At 71.4% G+C, this 21,525-nt stretch carries 20 protein-coding genes and 2 pseudogenes; 20 read left to right on the top strand and 2 right to left on the bottom strand.

Going from position 1 to position 21,525, the window contains the following annotated elements:
• Positions 1-131 precede the first annotated feature (131 nt).
• Genes HFP15_RS15905 through HFP15_RS15880 form a run of 6 tightly spaced genes read left to right on the top strand, consistent with a single transcriptional unit; the run spans position 132 to position 4,593 of the window.
• On the top strand, positions 132-503 hold the full coding sequence (locus tag HFP15_RS15905) for a thioredoxin family protein (protein ID WP_168516212.1): 372 nt from the start codon (positions 132-134) through the stop codon (positions 501-503).
• A complete protein-coding gene (locus tag HFP15_RS15900; protein WP_168516210.1) occupies positions 500-847 on the top strand; it encodes a HesB/IscA family protein in 348 nt (115 codons plus the stop codon). Before HFP15_RS15905 ends, HFP15_RS15900 begins: the two co-directional genes overlap by 4 nt.
• 40 nt (positions 848-887) lie before the next feature.
• Positions 888-1,796: a LysR family transcriptional regulator gene (locus HFP15_RS15895; RefSeq protein ID WP_168516208.1), complete on the top strand. Its 909-nt coding sequence runs from the start codon at positions 888-890 to the stop codon at positions 1,794-1,796.
• A 46-nt stretch (positions 1,797-1,842) separates the two neighbouring features.
• Positions 1,843-2,874: a class II fructose-bisphosphatase gene (glpX, locus tag HFP15_RS15890; protein ID WP_312871610.1), complete on the top strand. Its 1,032-nt coding sequence runs from the start codon at positions 1,843-1,845 to the stop codon at positions 2,872-2,874.
• Positions 2,871-3,875: a class I fructose-bisphosphate aldolase gene (locus HFP15_RS15885; RefSeq protein ID WP_168516206.1), complete on the top strand. Its 1,005-nt coding sequence runs from the start codon at positions 2,871-2,873 to the stop codon at positions 3,873-3,875. The genes glpX and HFP15_RS15885 overlap by 4 nt, the downstream gene beginning before the upstream one ends.
• Positions 3,865-4,593: an HAD-IA family hydrolase gene (locus tag HFP15_RS15880; protein WP_168516204.1), complete on the top strand. Its 729-nt coding sequence runs from the start codon at positions 3,865-3,867 to the stop codon at positions 4,591-4,593. Before HFP15_RS15885 ends, HFP15_RS15880 begins: the two co-directional genes overlap by 11 nt.
• Here HFP15_RS15880 and HFP15_RS15875 read toward each other — a convergent pair.
• Both HFP15_RS15875 and HFP15_RS15870 read right to left on the bottom strand, forming a co-directional pair.
• The gene (locus tag HFP15_RS15875; protein WP_168516202.1) at positions 4,568-5,758 is read right to left on the bottom strand and encodes a GAF domain-containing sensor histidine kinase; all 1,191 of its coding nucleotides are present in this window, start codon (positions 5,756-5,758) and stop codon (positions 4,568-4,570) included. The genes HFP15_RS15880 and HFP15_RS15875 overlap by 26 nt on opposite strands.
• The gene (locus HFP15_RS15870) at positions 5,755-6,417 is read right to left on the bottom strand and encodes a response regulator (RefSeq protein ID WP_168516200.1); all 663 of its coding nucleotides are present in this window, start codon (positions 6,415-6,417) and stop codon (positions 5,755-5,757) included. The genes HFP15_RS15875 and HFP15_RS15870 overlap by 4 nt, the downstream gene beginning before the upstream one ends.
• Before the next feature lie 133 nt (positions 6,418-6,550).
• Here HFP15_RS15870 and rpe point away from each other — a divergent pair, with 133 nt between their 5' ends.
• From rpe to nuoL, 14 genes and pseudogenes are all read left to right on the top strand, one after another.
• Entirely contained in the window at positions 6,551-7,243 is a 693-nt protein-coding gene (rpe, locus tag HFP15_RS15865) for a ribulose-phosphate 3-epimerase (RefSeq protein WP_168516198.1), read from the top strand.
• Positions 7,240-9,264 carry a transketolase gene (tkt, locus tag HFP15_RS15860; protein WP_168516196.1) on the top strand — a complete coding sequence of 675 codons (2,025 nt, stop codon included), beginning with the start codon at positions 7,240-7,242 and terminating at the stop codon, positions 9,262-9,264. Before rpe ends, tkt begins: the two co-directional genes overlap by 4 nt.
• Positions 9,249-10,193: a phosphoribulokinase gene (locus HFP15_RS15855; RefSeq protein ID WP_168516194.1), complete on the top strand. Its 945-nt coding sequence runs from the start codon at positions 9,249-9,251 to the stop codon at positions 10,191-10,193. Before tkt ends, HFP15_RS15855 begins: the two co-directional genes overlap by 16 nt.
• A gap of 14 nt (positions 10,194-10,207) precedes the next feature.
• Positions 10,208-10,684: pseudogene (locus tag HFP15_RS15850) on the top strand (NuoB/complex I 20 kDa subunit family protein); the annotation flags it as partial.
• Positions 10,684-11,358, top strand: a complete 675-nt coding sequence (locus tag HFP15_RS15845) for an NADH-quinone oxidoreductase subunit C (protein ID WP_168516190.1) — start codon at positions 10,684-10,686, stop codon at positions 11,356-11,358. The pseudogene HFP15_RS15850 and the gene HFP15_RS15845, both read left to right, overlap by 1 nt.
• Positions 11,358-12,671: an NADH-quinone oxidoreductase subunit D gene (locus HFP15_RS15840; protein WP_168516188.1), complete on the top strand. Its 1,314-nt coding sequence runs from the start codon at positions 11,358-11,360 to the stop codon at positions 12,669-12,671. Before HFP15_RS15845 ends, HFP15_RS15840 begins: the two co-directional genes overlap by 1 nt.
• Entirely contained in the window at positions 12,668-13,225 is a 558-nt protein-coding gene (gene nuoE, locus HFP15_RS15835; protein WP_168516186.1) for an NADH-quinone oxidoreductase subunit NuoE, read from the top strand. The genes HFP15_RS15840 and nuoE overlap by 4 nt, the downstream gene beginning before the upstream one ends.
• Positions 13,222-14,523 (top strand): NADH-quinone oxidoreductase subunit NuoF, encoded by a 1,302-nt coding sequence (gene nuoF / locus HFP15_RS15830; RefSeq protein WP_168516184.1) that lies wholly within the window; start codon positions 13,222-13,224, stop codon positions 14,521-14,523. Before nuoE ends, nuoF begins: the two co-directional genes overlap by 4 nt.
• Positions 14,520-17,024, top strand: coding sequence for an NADH-quinone oxidoreductase subunit G (locus HFP15_RS15825; protein WP_168516182.1), 2,505 nt, complete (start codon positions 14,520-14,522; stop codon positions 17,022-17,024). Before nuoF ends, HFP15_RS15825 begins: the two co-directional genes overlap by 4 nt.
• A pseudogene (gene nuoH / locus HFP15_RS42185) lies at positions 17,021-18,100 on the top strand (NADH-quinone oxidoreductase subunit NuoH); the annotation flags it as partial. The gene HFP15_RS15825 and the pseudogene nuoH, both read left to right, overlap by 4 nt.
• 51 nt (positions 18,101-18,151) lie before the next feature.
• On the top strand, positions 18,152-18,676 hold the full coding sequence (gene nuoI, locus HFP15_RS42790; RefSeq protein WP_376768875.1) for an NADH-quinone oxidoreductase subunit NuoI: 525 nt from the start codon (positions 18,152-18,154) through the stop codon (positions 18,674-18,676).
• Positions 18,673-19,353, top strand: coding sequence for an NADH-quinone oxidoreductase subunit J (locus tag HFP15_RS15815; RefSeq protein ID WP_168516178.1), 681 nt, complete (start codon positions 18,673-18,675; stop codon positions 19,351-19,353). The genes nuoI and HFP15_RS15815 overlap by 4 nt, the downstream gene beginning before the upstream one ends.
• The gene (gene nuoK, locus HFP15_RS15810; protein WP_168516176.1) at positions 19,350-19,649 is read left to right on the top strand and encodes an NADH-quinone oxidoreductase subunit NuoK; all 300 of its coding nucleotides are present in this window, start codon (positions 19,350-19,352) and stop codon (positions 19,647-19,649) included. The genes HFP15_RS15815 and nuoK overlap by 4 nt, the downstream gene beginning before the upstream one ends.
• A gap of 9 nt (positions 19,650-19,658) precedes the next feature.
• A complete protein-coding gene (nuoL, locus tag HFP15_RS15805) occupies positions 19,659-21,521 on the top strand; it encodes an NADH-quinone oxidoreductase subunit L (RefSeq protein ID WP_168516174.1) in 1,863 nt (620 codons plus the stop codon).
• Positions 21,522-21,525: the final 4 nt, after the last annotated feature.

The following is a 21,525-nucleotide window of genomic DNA, read 5'->3' as shown; positions in this document are numbered from 1 at the left end:
TCGATGAGGATGTCACGCCGTTGGTGTGACCGGTTTGTCGCGCAGCAGTGCCCACAGCGGAAATAGCCAGGGGGTGCGCAACCGGCCCGGTCAGCGGTACCATACCCGGTACGGTATGTGAGGAGGTATGCATGGCGCCGGTGACGGTGACTACCGAAGGCTTCGCCGCATTCGGGACGAGTGCGGGCATCCTCTTCATCGAGTTCGGCGATTCCTGCGAGCCGGTCACCGCCGTGTTCGCGCGAGCGTCGGAACGGCATCCCGATCTGACGTTCGGCACCGTCGACGTGACGGCGGAGCCCGAACTCGGCCGTGCGTTCGGAATCTCGGCCGTACCGGCGTTGATGATCGTCCGCGAGGGGATCGTGCTGTACGCGCGCGAAGGCGCGACGGCCGGACCGCTGCTGGAAGAAATGATCGCGAAGGTGCGCACCGTCGACATGGAGGCGATGCGGCACCGCCTCGCCTCGGACCCGGCGCCGGCCGGGAAAGGAGTGGCATGACACTCGAACAGCAGACGCACGACCTCACCGTGACCGAGGCCGCGGCCGTGAAGGCCAAGGCCCTGCTCGCGCAGGAAGAAGGCGGCGGCGACCTGCGGCTGCGTATCGCGGTCCAGCCTGGCGGCTGCTCCGGCCTGCGATACCAGCTGTTCTTCGACGATCGGAGCGTGGAGGGCGACCTCGTACGCGAGTTCGACGGGCTGCGGGTCGCGGTGGACCGGATGAGCGCCCCGTACCTGGCGGGTGCGGTCGTCGATTTCGTCGACACGATCGAGCAGCAGGGGTTCACCATCGACAACCCCAACGCGTCGGGTTCCTGCGCGTGCGGCGACTCGTTCCACTGAGCACTGGCCCGGCGGGCCGGTGACCGGGTAAGACGGGTGAATGACGACCACAGCGCGGCTGCGGGCCTTCGTCGCGGTGGCCGACACCGGCTCGGTGCGTGCGGCGGCGGCCCGTCTCGTGCTGACCGAGTCCGCCGTGTCGGCGGCGATCAGTGCGCTCAGCAACGAGGTGGGCGTGTCGCTGGTCGAGCGGAACGGGCGGGGTCTGCGGCTCACGCCGTCCGGGGAGACCTTCGCCGGCTACGCCCGCGCGATCCTCGGGCTGCACGACGAGGCGCTGTCCGCGGCTCGTGGTGACCCGGACCCGGCCCGCGGGCGCATCCGGCTCGCCGCGGTGACGACGGCGGCCGATCACCTGCTGCCGGCCGCGCTGGCCGGTTTCCGCGCGGAGTACCCGGACGTCCGGCTGCGGCTGGACGTGGGCACCAGCGAACACGTGTGGGCCCTGCTGGACCGGAACGAGACCGATCTCGTGATCGCCGGCCGGCCGCCGCGGGGCACCGGCGATGTGGTGATCCGGGCCGTGCGCGGCAACGATCTCGTCCCCGTCGCGGCGCCGCCCGTCGCGGAGACGTTCGAGCCGGGCGTCACCACCTGGCTGATGCGCGAGGCCGGTTCCGGTACCCGCTCGACCTGTGAGGCGCTGCTCGCCGGGCTGGAACTCGATCCACCGCGGCTGACGCTCGGGTCCAACGGCGCGGTCGTCGCCGGTGCGGTCGCCGGGCTCGGCGTCACGCTGGTGTCTCGCGAGGCGGTCGCTCGCCCGCTCGCCGCGGGCGAGCTGGTGACCGTGCAGCTGCCGGGCACACCGCTTCGCCGTCGCTGGCATGCGGTGACCCACCGGCGGGCCCCGGCGACCGTCGAGCTGCTCGTGGCACACCTGATCGCCGGCCGGGGCTGGCGGCGGCCACGCGGTTCCCCCGCCCGTTCCACCCGCAGGGGGAGCTGACCGGTTCGCGACGCTCCTAGCGTGCTGGGCACGGGAAGGAGGCCGCGTGGAAACCAGGACAGCCCGGCCCGCGCCGGATCGCAACCTCGCGCTCGATCTGGTCCGGGTCACCGAGGCGGCCGCGATGTCCGCCGGCCGATGGGTCGGCCGTGGTGACAAGAACGGCGCGGACCGGGCGGCGGTCGACGCGATGCGCGCGATGACCGACACGCTGCCGATCCGGGGCGTCGTGGTGATCGGCGAGGGCGAGAAGGACGAGGCGCCCATGCTGCACAACGGCGAGGAGATCGGCAGCCGGGACGGGCCGCCGTGCGACGTGGCGGTCGACCCGATCGACGGGACGACCTTGACCGCCAAGGGAATGGGCAACGCGATCTCGGTGCTGGCGGTCAGCCCGGCCGGCACGATGTACGACCCGTCCGCGGTGTTCTACATGGACAAGCTCGTGACCGGGCCGGACGCGGCGGACGCCGTCGATATCGAAGCCCCGGTGGCGCACAACGTGCGCGTCGTCGCCAAGGCCAAGGGCGGCGAGCCCGAGGACGTCACCGTCTGCATGCTCGACCGGCCGCGGCACGCCCGGCTGGCCGACGAGGTACGCGAGACCGGAGCCCGGATCCGGCTCGTCTCCGACGGCGACGTGGCGGGTGCGGTGATGGCGGCGCGCGACGGTACCGGTATCGACCTGCTGCTCGGTATCGGCGGAACCCCGGAGGGCGTCATCGCCGCGTGCGCGCTGAAATGTCTCGGCGGTGTCATCCAGGCCAAGTTGGCTCCTCGCGACGGCGCGGAACGCGAGCGGGCGCTGGCCGCCGGCCACGATCTGAGCCGGGTGCTGACCACGAACGATCTCGTCGCGGGTGAGGAGGCCTTCTTCGTCGCCACCGGGGTCACCGACGGCCAGTTGCTGCGCGGGGTCCGGTATGGACGGCTCGCGGCGACCACCGAGTCGCTGGTGATGCGCGCCCGCAGCGGCACCGTCCGGTTCGTGCTCAGCGAGCACAAGCTCGACCGGCTCGGCGCCTACAGCGTCGTCGAGTACCGCCACCACCGGGAAGAAAGGGAGTTCAGCGCGTGAGCGTGCAAGCCACCGCCACCGAGATGGTCGCTCCGGGCAAGGGGATCCTCGCCGCGGACGAAAGTATCGCGACGATGTCCGCCCGGCTGGAGAAGGCCGGGATCGCGCCGACGGAGGATAACCGGCGGGCCTACCGGGAGATGCTGGTGACGACACCCGGGCTGGCCGAGGGGATCAGCGGAGTGATCCTCTGTGACGAGACCTTCCACCAGTCCACATCGGATGGACGGCCCTTCCCGGTGGCGCTCGCGGATACCGGGCTACTGACCGGAATCAAGGTCGACACCGGCGCCGAACCGCTTGCGGGAGCACCGGGGGAGAAGGTCACCGAGGGCCTGGACGGGCTGCGCGAGCGGCTCGCCGAGTACGCCTCGCTCGGCGCGCGGTTCGCCAAATGGCGCGCGGTGATCGTGATCGGCGAGGGCAGGCCGACCAGCAGGGCGCGCCGGGCCAACGCGCACGCGCTGGCCCGCTATGCCGCGCTGTGCCAGGAAGCCGCCGTCGTGCCGATCGTCGAACCCGAGGTGCTGATGGAGGGCGAGCATTCGATGGCGGCGTGCGCCGCGGCGACCACGGCGACGCTGCTCGACGTGTTCGCCGAACTCCGCGAGGCCGGGGTCGCCTTGGACGGGGCCGTGCTCAAACCGAATATGGTGGTACCCGGCAAGTCCTCCGGTGAGCGCGCGGACCCGGAGCAGGTCGCGAAGGCCACGGTCGGCACGCTGCGCGGCGCGGTCCCGGCGGAGGTCGCCGGTATCGCGTTCCTGTCCGGCGGGCAGCCGGTCATCCAGGCGACGGAGAACCTGGCCGCGATGCGGGACTTCGAGGTGCCGTGGCCGCTCACGTTCTCGTTCGGACGGGCGCTGGTGGATCCGGCGCTGGCCGCGTGGCAGGGGCGGCCGGAACGGGTCGAGGCCGGGCAGGACGCGCTGGCGGACCGGGTGCGCGGCAACGCGGCCGCGCTGACCGGCGGCGACATGGTGCGTGACCATGTCGCGTAAGCCGTACGCGGCGGTCGTGTTCGACGTCGACGGCACGCTGGTCGACAGCGAGCGCGACGGGCACCGCCCGGCGTTCAATGCCGCCTTCGCGGCGAACCGGCTGCCTTACCGTTGGGACACCGGGGAATACGGCCGGTTGCTCGCCATCACCGGTGGCCGCCGCAGGCTTGCCGCGTACCTGGAGAGCCGAGGGCACGACGCGGGCGAGGCGGCCGGTCTCGCGGCGCGGCTGCACCGTGACAAGACCGAGCGGATGCGAGATCTGGTCACGAACGGCGGGATCGCCGCGCGGCCCGGACTCCGGGAGTTGTTGCGGGAACTGGTGTCCGCCCGCGTGCGGCTGGCCGTCGCGACGACGGGCACCCGCGACTGGGTGGCACCGTTGCTGGACCGCCTGTTCGGCCCGGACCTGTTCGAGGTCGTGGTGACCGGCAGCGAAATCGGGGCGCTCAAACCGGATCCGGCCGCCTACGTCGAGGTGCTGCGCAGGCTCGGGCTGCCCGCGTCCCGCGCGGTCGCGGTGGAGGACTCCGCCAACGGCCTGCGCGCCGCGCTCGCCGCGGGACTGGCCTGCGTGGTGGTGACCAACGACTACACCCGCCGCCAGGACTTCACCGGCGCGGCCGCGGTGTATCCCGGTTTCGGGGCGTGCCGGGCCGACCGTGGCGGACCGCTGGCCGCCGGGATACCGGTCACCGGGCGGGAACCCGTGCGGTGACCGTGGTTCCCTGCCCGGGGCGGGAGGTGACGGCCAGCCTGCCGCCGATGAGCTCCGCGCGTTCGGCCATACCGACCATGCCGTAGCCGCCGGAAGGGGAGCCGTCACCGAAGAACGCCCCGTCCCGGTCGAAACCGCGTCCGCTGTCGCTGACCTCGAGGACGACCTCGCCGGCATCGGTCCTCAGCCGCAGCGCGACCGCCCTGGTCTGCGCGTGCTTGACGACGTTCTGCAGCGCCTCCTGCGCGATCCGGTACAGCGCGATCGCGGCGTGGTCCGGCAGCGCGCAGTCCTCGACATCGACCAGCACGTCCAGTTCGGCGAGTGACCGGGACAGGCTCGCCAGGCTGTCGGCGAGGCCGAGGTCGTCCAGCACCGGTGGCCGCAGGCCGGTGATCGCCGCCCTGGCCTCGTCGAAGGTCAAGTCGGCCAGTTCGCGCGCCCGTTCGACCTGCCCGGCGGCGAACTCGCAACGCCCGGTCAGCGCGCCGGCTGCCGCGTCGAGGTGGAAGCGAAGGCTGACCAGCCGCTGGGTGATGCCGTCGTGGATATCGCCCGCGAGCCGGCGCCGCTCCGTCTCCTGCGCCGCGATGACCTGCTCGGTGAACCGCTCATGCGCGCGCTCGCGCACCGTGAGCCGGCGATGCAGCCGGGCCTGGTGGATCGCCCCGGCGAGCAGGCTTCCGATCGAGGTGAGCAGCCGCACGTCCCGTTCGGCGAAGTCGCGCCGGGCCCGGGTGTGCACGTTGAGCACGCCGACCAGGCCGCCGGGCTCGCTCGCCATCGGCACCGACACCATCGACGTGTAGTCCTCACCGCGTAACTGCGGGAAGTAGCGGTAGCGCGGGTCCCGTTCCTTGTGCTCGACGATCACCACGGGCCGGCCGTGGCTCGCGGCCCATCCCGCGACGCCCTCGCCGAGCGGCAGCCGCACCGCGCCGACCTGCTCGTCGAACGGCGGAGTGGCACCGGCCAGCGTCAGCGACCGGTCGGTGTCGTCGAGCACGTGCACGAAACACACGTCGGTGCTCGTCGCCTCGGCGATCAGGGGCGCGACCCTGGCGGCCAGCAGGGTGAGCTCGGGCCCGGCGGAGATCGCCTCGATGATGCCGACCAGCAACGCGTTCTCGCGCCCGGGGTCGGCGAGGCCGAGACCGTGGGTCATTGGAAGATTCCTTCGCGCAGCGCGGTGGCGACCGCACCGGCCCGGTCGTTCACGTCGAGCTTGCGGAAGATGGCCCGCACGTGGCTTTTGATCGTCTCCTCGCCGAGCACGAGCTTGGCGGCGATGGCGCGGTTGGACAGCCCCGCCACGAGATGGCCCAGCACCTCGCTTTCGCGCTGCGTCAACGACAGATGCGCGCCCGGCCAGAACTCGCCGGCCTGCAGCCGCGCCGCGGACGCGACGGCCCGCCCTGCCATGCCGGGGTCGACGACCTTCTCGCCCGTGGCGGCGAGTTCGAGATGGCGGACCAGTTCCTCGCCGCCGATCGACTTGAGCAGGTAGCCGGCCGCGCCCGCCCGCATGGCCTGGAAGAGGTACTGCTCGTCGTCGTACGCGCTCAGCAGGACCACCTTGCGGTCCGGCGCCGCCTCGATCAGCCGGCGGCACAGGTCCAGCCCGCTCATCGAACCGCGCAACCGCACATCCACGAGGACGACGTCCGGTTCGAGGCTGGACACCAGGCACTGCGCCTCGTCCGCGTCGAGTGCCTGCCCGATGACACGTACGCGACCGCGAAAACGCCCCAGGACCGCTTTGAGCCCTTCGAGGACCATGGCGTGGTCGTCGACGAGAAGGACTCGCAACGGTTGGTTCCGCATAGCTGGAGTTTACCCGCCGCCGAGCCGCTTCCCGCGATTCCGGAATTCCCCCGCCCGCACCCCCGTGCGGGGGGATCGCGCCGCCACGGCCCCGACTTACCTTCGGGCGACAACGACTCGGGAGGTCTGGAGAATGCAGCCGACCCCATCGCGGCCGCGCCTGGTGGCGTCGATCCTGCCGGCGGATTTCGCCCGGCTCGGCGAGGAATGCCGTTCGCTCGAGGAAGCCGGGATCGACCGCATCCAGTGGGACGTCATGGACGGCGTCTTCGTGCCGAACCTGACCATCGGGCCCGATGTGATCGCGTCGGTGCGCCCCCTGGTCGATGTCGGGTTCGAGGCGCACCTGATGGTGGCCCGGCCCGAGCCGATGCTCGAACGCTGGGTGGAGGCCGGGTGCGAACTCGTGATCGTGCACGCGGAAACGTGCCGGCATCTGCACCGGACGCTGACCGCGGTGCTCGATCTCGGGGTGCGCGCCGGGGTCGCGGTGAATCCGGCAACACCTTTGTCGGCCATCACACATGTGCTCGACCTGGTGGATCTGGTGCTGGTGATGACCGTGAACCCCGGTTTCGGCGGTCAGGCCTATCTGTCCACAATGGAGTCCAAGATCGCGGAGGCGCGAGCGCTGGTCGAACGGACCGGACGGCCGATCGAGTTGGAGGTCGACGGCGGGATCGGGCCGGACACCATCGCCGGCGCGGCCCGCGCGGGCGCGACCACCTTCTGCGCCGGCTCCGCGCTGTTCCGCCGACGGGGTGCGATGGCGGTGGAACTGGCGCGCCTGCGGCAACTAGCGACGGTGCGCGAGGACGCGGCATGAACCCGCGCGACGAACACTGGGACGAGGTGGACGACCTCGCGGTCACCACGATCCGCATGCTCGCGGCGGACGCGGTGCAGCAGGCCCGCAGCGGCCATCCCGGGCTCCCGATGGGCGCCGCGGTGCCGGCGTGGGCGCTGTGGTCGCGGTTCCTGCGACACGATCCGGCGGAGCCGGGGTGGCCGGACCGCGACCGGTTCGTACTGTCGGCCGGGCACGGTTCGATGCTGCTCTACGCGCTGCTGCACCTGTTCGGCTACGACCTGGCCGCCGCGGAGTTACGCGAGTTCCGCCAGTGGGGTTCGCGCACACCGGGGCATCCGGAGTACGGCCATACGCCCGGCGTGGAGACCACCACGGGACCGCTCGGGCAGGGTCTGGCGAACGCGGTCGGGATGGCGCTGGGCGAGCGGATGCTCGCCGCCCGCGCCAACACACCGGAGCACACCGTGGTCGGCCACCGCACCTGGGTGCTCGCCGGGGACGGCGACCTGATGGAGGGCATCAGCCACGAGGCCGCATCGCTGGCCGGGCACCTCGGCCTCGGCCGGCTGAACGTCGTCTTCGACGACAACGACGTCACGATCGACGGGCCCGCGAGCCGCAGTTGCTCCGACGACGTGGCGGCCCGGTTCGTGGCGTATGGCTGGCACACCGTACGCGTCGCCGACGGCAACGACGGGCCGGCGATGATCGCGGCGCTCGCCGAGGCGGCCGCCGAGGAAGGCAGGCCGAGCCTGGTCGCGGTGCGCACCACGATCGGGTACGGCGCACCTGAGGTGGCGGGCACCTGCAAGGCGCACGGCGCGCCACTCGGCGAGGAGCGGCTCGCCGCCGCCCGGGCGGCTTTCGGCTGGCCGGCGGAGAAGTTCCATGTACCGCCCGAAGTCGGCAAGCGGTGCGCCGAACTGGCGGCCGGCGCGCAGGCCGAACAGTTCGCCTGGAGCGACCGCCGCCGCCAGTGGGCGCAGGCGCATCCCGAACTGGCCGCGCAGTGGGACCCGGCGGCACCGCTGGGGCCGCCGGCCGGCCTCGCCGGGTGGCTGCCGGTGTTCGAACCGGGGACGAAGATGGCCACCCGTAAGGCTTCGGGCATCGTGCTGGAGTCGGTGGCCACGGTTTTTTCCGGTCTGGTGGGCGGATCCGCGGATCTCGCGGCCTCCACGAACACGACGATCCCGGGCGGCGGGGACGTGTCCGTGGACGATCGGCGCGGCCGGACCCTGCACTTCGGCATCCGGGAGCACGCGATGGCGGGGGTGCTCAACGGCCTCACCCTGCACGGCGGATTCCGTTGCTACGGCGGCACTTTCCTGGTCTTCTCCGATTACCTGCGGCCGTCGATCCGGCTGGCCGCGCTGATGGGACTGCCGGTGGTGTTCGTGTTCACCCACGACTCGATCATGGTCGGTGAGGACGGCCCGACCCATCAGCCGGTCGAGCAACTGGAGTCGTTGCGGCTCATCCCGGGCCTCGCGGTGCTGCGGCCTGCCGATGCCAACGAGACCGCGGCGTGCTGGCGCATCGCGCTGGAGCGGGCGAGCGGGCCCACCGCGCTCGTGCTGAGCCGGCAGGATCTGCCCGTACTGCAGCCACCTTCCGAGGGCCACGCGATCGACCGGTTCGGCGCTCGTCCGGTGTGGACGAACGCGCGCGAGCCCGAGATCGTGCTGGCCGCCACCGGTTCCGAGGTGGCGCTGGCGCTGGCCGCGGCCGGTGAACTGGCGGGCGAGGGCGTCGCCGTCGAGGTCCTGTCGGTGCCGTGGCGTGAACAGTTCGAGCGGGCACTGGCCGCGGGCGAGTTCCGGCTGGCGGACTGCCCGGTGGTGTGGATCGAGGCCGGGGTGCCCACCGGGTGGCAGGCACTGGCCCGCCACGGCGACGCCGTGCTCGGGCTGCGCCGGTTCGGCGCGAGCGCACCCGGCGCGACCGTGTACGCCGAACTCGGGTTCACGGTCGCGGCCGTGGTGGAGACCGCCTTGCGGCAGATGGGACGGGAGCGGGCATGCCCCACAAGCTGATCCGGATCGAGCGCGTCGAGGGCGACCGGCCCGCCCGGCCGGTGATGATCGCCGTCGCCGGCGACAGCGCCGCCGGCAAGACCACACTGACCACGGGGCTGGCCGAGGCACTCGGCCAGGACCGGGTCACCACGATCTGCGTGGACGACTACCACCGCTACGACCGCCGTGAACGCAAGGGGCTGCCGTTCACCGCGCTGCATCCCGACTGCAACTACGTCGAGATCATCGAACAGCATCTGCAGCTGCTCGCGACCGGTCGCCCGATCCTCAAACCGGTCTACGACCACGACACGGGCGAGCTGACCCGGCCCGAACTGGTCGAGCCGCACGAGTTCGTGATCGTCGAGGGGTTGCTTCCCTTGCACACCAAGCTGACCCGCGCCTGCTTCGATATCTCGATCTATCTCGATCCGGCCGAGGAGGTCCGGCGGCAGTGGAAGGTCAAGCGGGACACCGACAAGCGCGGCTACCGGACCGACGCGGTGGTCGCGGAGCTGGCGCGGCGTGAGCCGGAATCGGCGGAGTTCATCCGCCCGCAGCGGGCCTACGCCGATATCGTGGTCCGCTTCGCGCCGATCGCGGGACGGCACGATCCGCCGGGCACGCCCCTGTCGGCGGAGCTGATGTTGCGGCCCACCATGAACTATCCGGAGTTGAGCCGGGTGCTGGGCGGCAACGAGCAGCGAGCCATCCACCTCAAGCTCACCAGGGACTCCGACGGCCGCCCGGTCGACACCCTGCACATCCACGGGTACGTGCCCCGGGAGGAAAGCCTCGTGGTGGAGAAGGCGATCTGGGAGCGGCTCGGCGTCGACGCCGGGGAGGTGCCGCTCACGCTCGGCAACCTCGGCGCGGGCGTGCGCAGCGAGCCGCTGGCCATCACACAGCTGCTGTTGCTGTCCCATCTGCTCGACCCCAACCGTTGACGCGCGGAGGAACTATGGGCTTGGAGGAGAAGCTGCCCAGCGGCTTCCTGCTCACCGGTGTCGAGCAGCTCGCGGGGTGGGTACGGAAGAACTCGCTGTGGCCGGCCACGTTCGGGCTGGCGTGCTGCGCCATCGAGATGATGGCCACCGGCGCGGGCCGCTACGATCTGGCCCGCTTCGGGATGGAGGTGTTCCGCGCCTCACCGCGCCAGGCGGATCTGATGATCGTCGCCGGCCGGGTGAGCCAGAAGATGGCACCGGTGCTGCGCCAGGTCTACGACCAGATGGCCGCGCCGAAGTGGGTGCTGTCGATGGGTGCGTGCGCGTCTTCGGGCGGCATGTTCAACAACTACGCGATCGTCCAGGGTGTCGATCATGTGGTGCCGGTCGACGTATACCTGCCCGGCTGCCCGCCCCGCCCCGAGATGCTGATGCACGCGATCCTCACCCTGCACGAGGAAATCCAGCGGAGGCCGCTGGGAGCGGCACGATGAGCGCCGAGCGCCCCGGCGTCGTGGCGGCCCGCGCCGGAATGTTCGGAGTAGACGGTCCTGGCGACACGTCCGGGTACGGCCGGCTGCGCCACACCGTCCGGCAGCCCGAAGGAAGCCCGCGACCCTACGGGGGCTGGTTCGACGAGGTGGCCGGCGATCTGGCGAACGCACTCGCCGAGCGCGGGGTCTCGCTCACCGCGGCCGCGCCGCGTACCGTCGTCGATCGCGGCGAGCTCACCTTCGTCGTGCGGCGCGAACGGCTCCTTCAGGTCGTGATGGCACTGCGCGACGTGCCGGCGTTGCGGTTCGAGCTGTGCTGCTCGGTCTCCGGCGTGCACTTCCCGCAGGACGAGGGCGCCGAACTGCATGTGGCATACCACTTCCTGTCCATCACCCACAACCGGCGCCTCCGGCTCGAAGTGTCCTGCCCCGACAGCGATCCGCATATCCCGTCGATCGTGCCGGTGTACCCGACCGCGGACTGGCACGAGCGCGAGACCTACGACTTCTTCGGGATCGTGTTCGACGGCCACCCCGGGCTCACCCGCATCCAGCTGCCCGACGACTGGGACGGGCACCCGCAGCGCAAGGACTACCCGCTCGGCGGCATTCCCGTCGAGTACCCGGGTGTGTCCGTGCCACCGCCCGACGAGCGGAGGTCGTACCGCTGATGTCCACTGTGGAATTCCGCGACGAGCGTGCCGCGGTGTTCACCGTCGCCGGCGGCGACTGGGACACCGTGGTCGAAGGCGCCGGCGAGGTGCCGGAAGAGCGGGTCGTGGTCAACATGGGACCGCAGCACCCGTCCACACACGGGGTGCTGCGGCTGATCCTCGAGCTGGCGGGCGAGACGGTCACCGATGCGCGGTGCGGGATCGGCTACCTGCACACCGGGATCGAGAAGAACCTCGAATACCGGACGTGGACGCAGGCGGTCACGTTCATCACGCGGATGGACTACCTGGCTCCGTTCGCGAACGAGGTGGCCTACTGCCTCGCGGTGGAGAAGCTGCTCGGTATCACCGCGCAGGTGCCCGAGCGCGCGACCGTCATCCGCGTCCTGCTGATGGAGCTCAACCGGATCTCCTCGCATCTGGTGTCGATCGCGACCGGCGGGATGGAGATCGGCGCGCTCACCGTGATGACGATCGGTTTCCGGGAACGCGAACTGGTCCTTGACCTGTTCGAGCTGATCACCGGGCTGCGGATGAACCACGCCTTCGTCCGGCCCGGCGGCGTGGCGCGTGACCTGCCGGCCGGGGCGGAGGGGAACATCGCGGGGTTCGTGAAGGTGATGCGCGAGCGGATTCGCGACTACGAGCACCTGTGCACGGCGAACCGTATCTTCGTCGCGCGCACGAAGGATATCGGCTTCCTCGACCTCGCCGGCTGCCTGGCGCTCGGCATCACCGGGCCGGTGCTGCGCGCCGCCGGGCTGCCGCACGATCTGCGCAGGAGCGAGCCGTACTGCGGCTACGAGAACTACGAGTTCGAGGTGGCCACCTGGGACGGTTGCGATGCCTACGGCCGGTTCCGGGTGCGGCTGGAGGAGATCGGGCAGTCGTTGTCGATCGTCGAGCAGTGCCTGGACCGGCTGCGGCCGGGACCGGTGATGGTGGCGGACCGGAAGATCGCCTGGCCCGCGCAGCTCACGGTGCACGGCGACGGTCTGGGCAACGACCACGAGTACGTCCGCGAGATCATGGGCGAGTCGATGGAATCGCTCATCCACCATTTCAAGCTGGTCACCGAAGGCTTCCGGGTGCCACCGGGACAGGTGTACTCGGCGGTGGAGTCCCCACGCGGGGAGATGGGCGTGCACGCGGTCAGCGACGGCGGCGCGCGGCCGTACCGCGTGCACATGCGTGACCCGTCGTTCGTCAACCTGCAGGCCGTTCCCGCGATGTGCGAGGGGGGCATGGTCGCCGACGTGATCGCCTCGATCGCGTCGATCGACCCGGTGATGGGAGGGGTCGATCGATGACCACAGCAGACAGTCCGGTGTGGACCGATCTGGCGGCGGACGCGGAGGTGGTCATCGCGCGCTACCCGCACGCTCGCTCGGCACTGCTGCCGTTGCTGCACCTCGTGCAGTCGGTGGAAGGTCACGTCTCGGCCGCGGGCATCGAGTTCTGTGCCCGCCGGCTCGGTCTCACCGTCGCCGAGGTCCAGGCCGTCGCGACCTTCTACACGATGTACAAACGTGCTCCGGTCGGCGACTACCTCGTCGGCGTCTGCACGAACACCCTGTGCGCGGTCATGGGCGGCGACGCCATCCTCGGCGCCCTGCAGGAGTATTCGCCCGAGGACGGCTCCATCACGCTCGAAGCCGTGGAGTGCAACGCGGCCTGCGATCACGCGCCGGTGATAATGGTCAACTGGGAGTTCTTCGACACCATGACCCCCGCGGCCGCACGGCGGCTCGTCGACGACCTGCGCGCCGGGCGCGCGGTGTCTCCCTCGCGGGGTAGGAGTCCACTGTGTACGTTCCGGCAGACCTCGCGCCTCCTGGCCGGGTTTCCCGAGGAAACACGATGAGCGCCCCGGTGCTCACGCGCATGTGGGGTGAGCCGGAGTCGTGGACGCTGGAGGCCTACCGGCGGCACGACGGCTACCGCGCGCTCGCGGCCGCGCTCGCCATGCCGCCCGACGACGTGATCGCCGCGGTCAAGGACGCCGGGCTGCGCGGACGTGGCGGGGCGGGTTTCCCGACCGGCGTGAAATGGGGCTATATCCCGCAGGGCGACGGCAAACCGCACTATCTTGTGGTCAACGCCGACGAGTCCGAACCGGGCACGTGCAAGGACGTGCCGTTGATGATGGCCAACCCGCACGAACTGATCGAGGGCGTCGTGATCGCCGCCTACGCGATCCGCGCACGGCAGGCGTTCCTCTACGTGCGCGGCGAGGTCGTCCCGGTGCTGAGGAGGGTGCACGCCGCGGTCGTCGAGGCGACCGCCGCCGGTTACCTCGGCGAGGACATCCTCGGTTCGGGGTTCTCCCTCGACGTCGTGGTGCACGCGGGCGCGGGTGCCTACATCTGCGGAGAGGAGACGGCGTTGCTGGACTCCCTGGAGGGCCGGCGAGGGCAGCCACGGCTGCGTCCTCCGTTCCCGGCCACCGCGGGCCTTTACGCGTGCCCGACCGTGGTCAACAACGTCGAGACGATCGCGAGCGTGCCCGCGATCCTGCGCGAGGGCGCGAAATGGTTCCGCTCGATGGGCACCGAGAAGTCCCCGGGTTTCACGCTGTACTCGCTTTCCGGGCATGTCGCGCGGCCCGGTCAGTACGAGGCTCCACTCGGGACCACGTTACGAGAGTTGCTCACACGCGCGGGCGGTGTCCGCGACGGGCACCGGCTGAAGTTCTGGACGCCCGGCGGTTCCTCGACCCCCATCCTCACCGGGAAACACCTGGACGTCCCGCTCGACTACGAGGGTGTCGCGGCGGCCGGGTCCATGCTCGGCACCAAGGCGCTGCAGATCTTCGACGAGACGACCTGTGTGGTGCGCGCGGTGCTGCGCTGGTCGGAGTTCTACGCGCACGAATCGTGCGGTAAGTGCACCCCGTGCCGCGAAGGCACGTTCTGGCTGACGCGGATTCTCGAAGAACTGGAGCGGGGCACTGCGGGCGCCGACGATCTGGACAAGCTGCTCGACGTGTGCGAAAGCGTCGCGGGCCGCTCGTTCTGTGCTCTCGGTGACGCCGCCACCAGCCCGATCGTCTCGTCGGTCGCCCACTTCCGGGACGAGTACCTGGCGCATCTGCACGTGGGCGCCTGCCCGTTCCCGCCCGGACGCAGCGCTCTCTTCGCGGACGAGGGAGTCCGGCGATGACCGGGCCGGTCACGCTGACCGTCGACGGAACCGAGATCACCGTGCCCCCGGGCACGCTGGTGATCCGCGCCGCCGAGGCGGCGGGCGTGGAGATCCCCCGGTTCTGCGATCATCCGCTGCTCGAACCCGCGGGCGCCTGCCGGCAGTGTCTCGTGGAGGTGTCCGGGCAGGCGAAACCCGTCACCGCATGCACGGCGGCGGTGGCTCCCGGCATGGCGGTGCGCACCCAGCTCACCTCGCCGATGGCCGAGCGCGCGCAACGCGGTGTGCTGGAGTTGCTGCTGATCAACCATCCCCTGGACTGCCCGGTCTGCGACAAGGGCGGCGAATGCCCGCTGCAGAACCAGGCCATGACCAACGGTGGCACGCGGTCTCGGTTCACCGGTCCCAAGCGCACCTTCCCGAAACCGGTCGCGATCTCCAGCCTCGTGCTGCTCGACCGTGAGCGGTGCGTGCAGTGCGCGCGCTGCACCCGGTTCGCCGAACAGGTGGCGGGCGATCCGCTGATCGCGCTGATGGAGCGCGGTGCCGCGCAGCAGATCGGGGTGGGGGACTCGACCACGTTCGACTCGTACTTCTCCGGTAACGCGGTGCAGATCTGCCCGGTCGGCGCGCTCACCGCGAGTTCGTACCGGTTCCGCTCCCGCCCCTTCGACCTGGTGTCGACGGCTGGGGTGTGCGAGCACTGCGCCGCCGGTTGCGCGATCCGTACGGATTCGCGGGGCGGCGAAATCGTGCGGCGGAACGCCGGCGACGACCCGGCGGTCAACGAGGAATGGAGCTGCGACAAGGGAAGATGGGCGTTCCGGTACACCACGGCGCCCGACCGGCTCGGCGCACCACTGCTGCGGGACCGGCGGACCGGGCGGCTCGGACCGGCGCCGTGGCCGGACGCGCTGGCGGCGGCCGCTGAGGGGCTGGCCGCGGCACGCGGCAACGTGGGGGTGCTGACCGGCGGGCGGTTGAGCCTGGAAGACGCCTACGGCTACGCGAAGTTCGCGCGGATCGTGCTCGGCACGAACGATGTGGACTTCCGCGCCCGGCCGCTTTCGGTGGAGGAAACAGGTTTCCTCACCGCCGTGGTCGCGCGTGCGCCCGGTCCGGCCTACGCGGATCTGGAGCGCGCCCCGGTCGTGCTGCTGGCCGGGCTCGAACCCGAAGAGGAGGCGCCGATCGTGTTCCTGCGGCTGCGTAAGGCGGTCCGAGCGGGTCTTCGCGTGCTCGCGATCGCGCCGTTCGCCAGCCGTGGCTTGGCAAAGCTCGCCGGAACCGTGCTGCGCGCGATGCCCGGCGCGGAGGCCGGTGCCTTGGCCTCCGGCGAAGCACGGCAGGCGCTTTCCGTTTCTGGCGCGGTGATTCTCGTGGGCGAGCGGCTCGCGGCCTCGCCCGGTGCGCTGACGGCGGTGGCCCGGCTGGCCGAGGTGACCGGCGCGGCGCTCGGGTGGGTGCCGCGCCGCGCCGGGGACCGCGGCGGGCTGGAGGCGGGAGCGTTCCCCGCGTTGCTGCCCGGTGGCCGCCCGGTGGCCGATCCCGGGGCTCGCGCCGAAGTGGCCCGGGCGTGGGGAGTGCGCTCGCTGCCGGCGGAACCGGGCCGAGACACCGAGGCGATCCTCGCCGCGGGCGCGCGCGGCGAACTCGGCGCGCTGCTCGTGGCCGGGGTCGAGCCCGGCGACCTGCGCGATTCCCGCACGGCCTTGCGGGCGCTCGAGCGGACGCCGTTCGTGGTGAGCCTGGAAACGCGCACCGGTCCGGTCACCGAGCGGGCCGATGTCGTGCTCCCGGTCGCGGTGCCCGGCGAGAAGGCGGGGACGTTCGTCAACTGGGAGAACCGGCACCGCGTGTTCGAAGCGGCCGTGCGGGATGCGGGCCGCTGGCCCGACCACCGCGTGCTCAGCGCGATCGCGGCCCGCGCGGGTGTGGATCTCGGCAGCGTGGACGGTGCGCGGCAGGAGTTGGCGCGGCTCGGTTCGTGGTCCGGGGCCCGGCCCCGGTTCGAACCGGTCAGCCCGGTGCACGTCGCGCCGCAGCAGGGGGAGGCCGTGCTCGCCAGCTGGCGGATGCTGCTGGACAACGGCCGCCTCCAGGACGGGGAGGGGAACCTGGCCGCCGCGGCGCGCCGCCCGGTCGCGCGGCTTTCGGCGATCACCGCCGCCGAGATCGGCGTGGCGGACGGCGATCTTCTCACGGTGTCCACCCCGCGGGGTTCGATCACGCTGCCGCTCGCCGTCACCGAAATGTCGGAGCGAGTCGTGTGGCTCCCGCAGAACTCGAAGGGCTGCACCGTGCTCGAGACGCTCGGCGCGGTCAGCGGTTCGCTCGTGCGGACAGCGAAGACACCGGAGGCACACGCGAGCGACGATGGCGGAGCCCCGCTTGCGGGTGCCGACCGGGTGCGGGTGTCCCGCAAGACACCGGAGGCACACGCGAGCGACGATGGCGGAGCCCCGCTTGCGGGTGCCGACCGGGTGCGGGTGTCCCGCAAGACACCGGAGGCGAGATGACCGCGGCGCAGTTGCTCGCGCGGGACCCGTGGTGGCTGGTCGCCGGAAAGGCGGTCGCGATCTTCGTCCTGCTGTTGCTCATCACCATGTTCTGCGTCGTCTACGAGCGCAAGGTCGTGGCCTTCATGCAGATGCGGGTCGGGCCGGACCGGGTCGGCCCGTGGGGCACGCTGCAGTCGCTCGCGGACGCGCTCAAGCTCGCGCTGAAGGAGGACATCACCCCGAAAGCGGCCGACCGCGTGGTGTTCGTGCTGGCCCCGATGATCGCCGGCGCCTGCGCGTTCCTGTCGATGGCGGTGATCCCGTTCGGCCCTGAGGTCACCGTGTTCGGCCACACCACCGCGCTGCAGCTCACGGATCTGCCCGTGGGCGTGCTGTTCGTGCTCGCCGCCGCGTCGACCGGGGTCTACGGCATCGTGCTGGCCGGCTGGTCCTCGGGCTCGGCGTACCCGCTGCTGGGCGGGTTGCGCTCGGCGGCGCAGGTGATCTCCTACGAGATCGCGATGGCGCTGTCGTTCGTCGGCGTCTTCCTCGTGGCCGGTTCGATGTCCACATCGGACATCGTGCAGGCCCAGCAGCGGCTGTGGTTCGGGGTGCTGCTGGCGCCTTCCCTGCTGAGCTACCTCGTGGCGATGGTGGGGGAGACCAACCGCGCGCCGTTCGACCTGCCCGAGGCCGAAGGCGAACTGGTCGGCGGTTTCCACACCGAGTACTCGTCGCTGAAGTTCGCGACGTTCATGCTCGCCGAGTACATCAACATGGTCACGGTGTCCGCCCTGGCCAGCACCCTGTTCCTCGGCGGCTGGCGGGCGCCGTGGCCGATCTCGTTGTGGGACGGGGCGAACCGCGGAGGCTGGCCCGCATTGTGGTTGCTGGGCAAGGTACTGCTGCTGCTGTTCGTGTTCATCTGGCTGCGCGGCACCCTGCCCCGGCTGCGCTACGACCAGTTCATGGCGCTCGGCTGGAAGGGCCTGATCCCGTTCTCCCTCGGCTGGATCGTCGTGGTGGCCGTCGTGAAGACCCTGTGGGGCCAGGACGCCGGGTTCGTCGGTGCCGGCGCCGTCGTGCTGGCCCTGGCGCCGCTGGTGTTCCGCCGCAAACATGCGAGTCCGAAGGCCGGCGCCGCCGTGGGCAGGTTCCTCGATTCCCTCGCGGGATTCGGCGTCACCTTCCGGGCTATGTTCCGCAAGCCCACCACCGAGTTCTACCCGGAGCAGCGCAAGGAAACGCCGGGCGGCTTCCACGGCCGGCACGTGCTCAACCGCTACCCCGACGGGCTGGAGAAATGCGTCGGCTGCGAGCTGTGCGCATGGGCCTGCCCGGCGGACGCGATCCACGTGGAAGGTGCGGACAACACCGACGCCGAGCGGTACTCGCCCGGTGAGCGGTACGGCCGGCGGTACGAGATCAACTACCTGCGCTGCATCTTCTGTGGACTGTGCGTCGAGGCCTGCCCGACCCGGGCGCTGACCATGAGCACCGAGTTCGAGCTTGCGGACCTCGGCCGCGAGCCCCTGGTGTTCACGAAGGAGCAGTTGCTGGCCGGACTCGGTCCCGGTATGGCCGCGCCCCCGCATCCGATGGCGCGCGGCGCCAGTGCGGCCGACTACTACGCCGGCCGGGTGCTCCCGGCGGAAGGGAGCGCCCGATGACCGAGACGATCGTGTTCTGGGTTCTCGCGCCGGTCATCGTGGTGGCCGCCACCGGGATGCTCGCGGTGCCCAAGGCCGTGCACAGCGCGCTGCTGCTCGCGCTGGTCATGCTCGGCCTTGCCGTCTGCTACCTCGGGCAGGGCGCGGCCTTCCTCGCCGTGGTGCAGGTCGTGGTCTACGCCGGCGCGGTGATGATGCTGTTCCTGTTCGTGCTGATGACGGCCGGGGTCGACGCCGCCGAGTCGCTGGTCGAGCGGTTGCGCGGGCAACGGGTGGCCGCCGTACTGACCGGGCTCGGGTTCGCGGTGCTGGTCGCCGCGGGGGTCGGCGCCGCGGCGCTCGCGCCGCCCGGACCGGCCGGCCCGCAGGGCGGCGACGTACCGGGCCTCGCCACGCTGATCTTCACCCGGTACGTGTGGGCCTTCGAAGTGACCAGCGCGCTGCTGATCACCGCCGCGCTGGGCACGATGACGCTCGCCGGGCAGCGCGGCGCCGCCCGCAAGACGCAGCGCGAACTGTCGCGGGAGCGCATCGGCCGGCTCGTGCTGGGCGGCCAGGTCAGCCCGCTGCCACCGCCGGGCGTCTACGCGGACCGCAACTCGGTGGACGTTCCGGCGCGGCTGCCGGACGGCACACCCGCGTGGCATTCCGTGCCCGGCCGCCGGGGTGTCCGGTGAACCCGGCGAACTACCTCTGCCTCTCGGCCGTCCTGTTCGGACTGGGCGCCGCCGGTGTCCTGTTGCGGCGCAACGTGATCGTCGTGCTGATGTGCGTCGAGCTGATGCTCAACGCGGCGAACCTGGCGTTCGTCGTCTTCTCGCGGATGCACGGCCGGCTCGACGGTCAGGTGTTCGCGTTCTTCACCATGGTCGTCGCCGCCGCGGAGGTCGTGGTCGGCCTCGCGATCGTGATGGCGGCCTTCCGCGACCGCCGGTCGTCCTCGATCGACGACGCCAACCTGCTCAAGCATTGAGGGAATGCCATGACCGGATCCGCAGCCTGGCTCATCGTCGCGTTACCCCCCGCCGGCGCCGCTGTGCTGCTGCTGGGCGGGCGGCGGACGGACCGGTGGGGGCACCTGCTCGGGGTCGCGACAACGGTGGCCGCATTCGCGCTGGGCGTACTGTCCACTGTGGAGCTGGCCGGACTCGTCCCGGCGCAACGGGTTCTGCACGTGCCGCTGTTCACCTGGCTTTCCGTCGGCGGGCTGCGGGTGGACGTCCGGTTGCTGCTCGATCCGCTGTCGCTGACGTTCGTACTGCTGATCACCGGGGTCGGCGCCCTCATCCACATCTACTCGGTCGCGTACCTGGCCGGTGATCCGCACCGCCGCCGGTTCTTCGGCTACCTCAACCTGTTCGTGGCGGCGATGCTGCTGCTGGTGCTCGCCGACGACTACGCCGTGCTGTTCATCGGCTGGGAGGGCGTCGGTCTCGCCTCGTACCTGCTGATCGGGTTCTGGCAGCACAAGCCGGCCGCCGCGGTCGCGGCGAAGAAGGCGTTCGTGGTCAACCGCGTCGGCGACGCCGGGCTGCTGGTGGCGATGATGCTGATGATCGGCGCCTTCGGCTCGCCCGGGTTCGGCACGGTGTCCGCCCGAGCCGGATCCGCCGGCGGCACCGCGACCGCGATCGGCCTGCTGCTCCTGCTCGCCGCGTGCGGGAAGTCCGCCCAGGTGCCGTTGCAGTCGTGGTTGCTGGACGCGATGGAGGGGCCGACCCCGGTCTCGGCGCTCATCCACGCCGCCACGATGGTCACCGCCGGGGTCTACCTCGTCGCCAGGTCGCACGAGATCTACGCGGTGGCACCGGACGCGCGGCTGGCCGTCGCGCTGGTCGGCGCGGCCTCGCTGCTGTTCGGCGCGGTGATCGGCTGCGCCAAGCACGACATCAAGAAGGCGCTGGCCGCCTCGACCATGTCGCAGATCGGCTACATGATGCTGGCGGCGGGCCTGGGCCCGGCCGGGTACGCGCTCGCGATCACGCATCTGCTCAACCACGGGTTCTTCAAGGCCGGGCTGTTCCTCGGTGCGGGTTCGGTGATGCACGCGATGGACGACGAGGTGGACATGCGTCGCTACGGCGGCCTGCGCGTGGTGCTGCCCGCCACGTTCGTCACGTTCGGCGCCGGCTACCTGGCGATCATCGGGGTGCCGCCGTTCGCCGGGTTCTTCTCCAAGGACCGCATCATCGAGGTGGCCTTCGGCGCCGGTGGCCCGGTGGGCTGGGGGCTCGGCACGGCGGCGCTGGCCGGTGCCGGGCTCACCGCGTTCTACATGACACGCGTGGTGCTGATGACCTTCTTCGGCGAGCGCAGGTGGGCCGCGGGCGTTCATCCGCACGAGCCGCCGCCGACGATGCTCGTGCCGATGGGCGTGCTCGCGCTCGGTTCGGCCGGGGCCGGTGTGCTGCTCTGGCTCGGTGGGCGGCTGGTCGGCTGGCTCACCCCCGTGCTCGGCGAGCCGGTCGAGCCCCACACGCCGCTGCCCGGTTGGGTGTGGACGGTACTGATCCTCACCGTCGTCGGCGCGGGCATCGCGACGGCCTGGCGGCAGCATGCCCGGTCCGGACGTGCCGCCGGGGCGCTCGCGCGTGCCGCGCGCCGGGACCTGTACGGCGACGCGGTCAACGAGGCGCTGTTCATGCGCCCGGGCCGCGCGCTCGCCCGCTGGCTGGCGGGTCCGGCGGAGACGGATCTCGACGGGCTCGTCACCGGCGTCGGCGGGACGGTCGCCCGGGGCGCGGCCGTGCTGCGCCGGGCCCAGACCGGATACGTGCGCGGTTACGCCCTCTGGATGTTCGCCGGCGCGACCCTGCTCCTCGCGGCGTTCGTGGCGGGGCGGTGATCGC

This window comes from Amycolatopsis acididurans (assembly GCF_012328925.1).
Classification (GTDB): domain Bacteria; phylum Actinomycetota; class Actinomycetes; order Mycobacteriales; family Pseudonocardiaceae; genus Amycolatopsis_E; species Amycolatopsis_E acididurans.
This window is presented reverse-complemented; position numbering and strand designations above follow the sequence as displayed.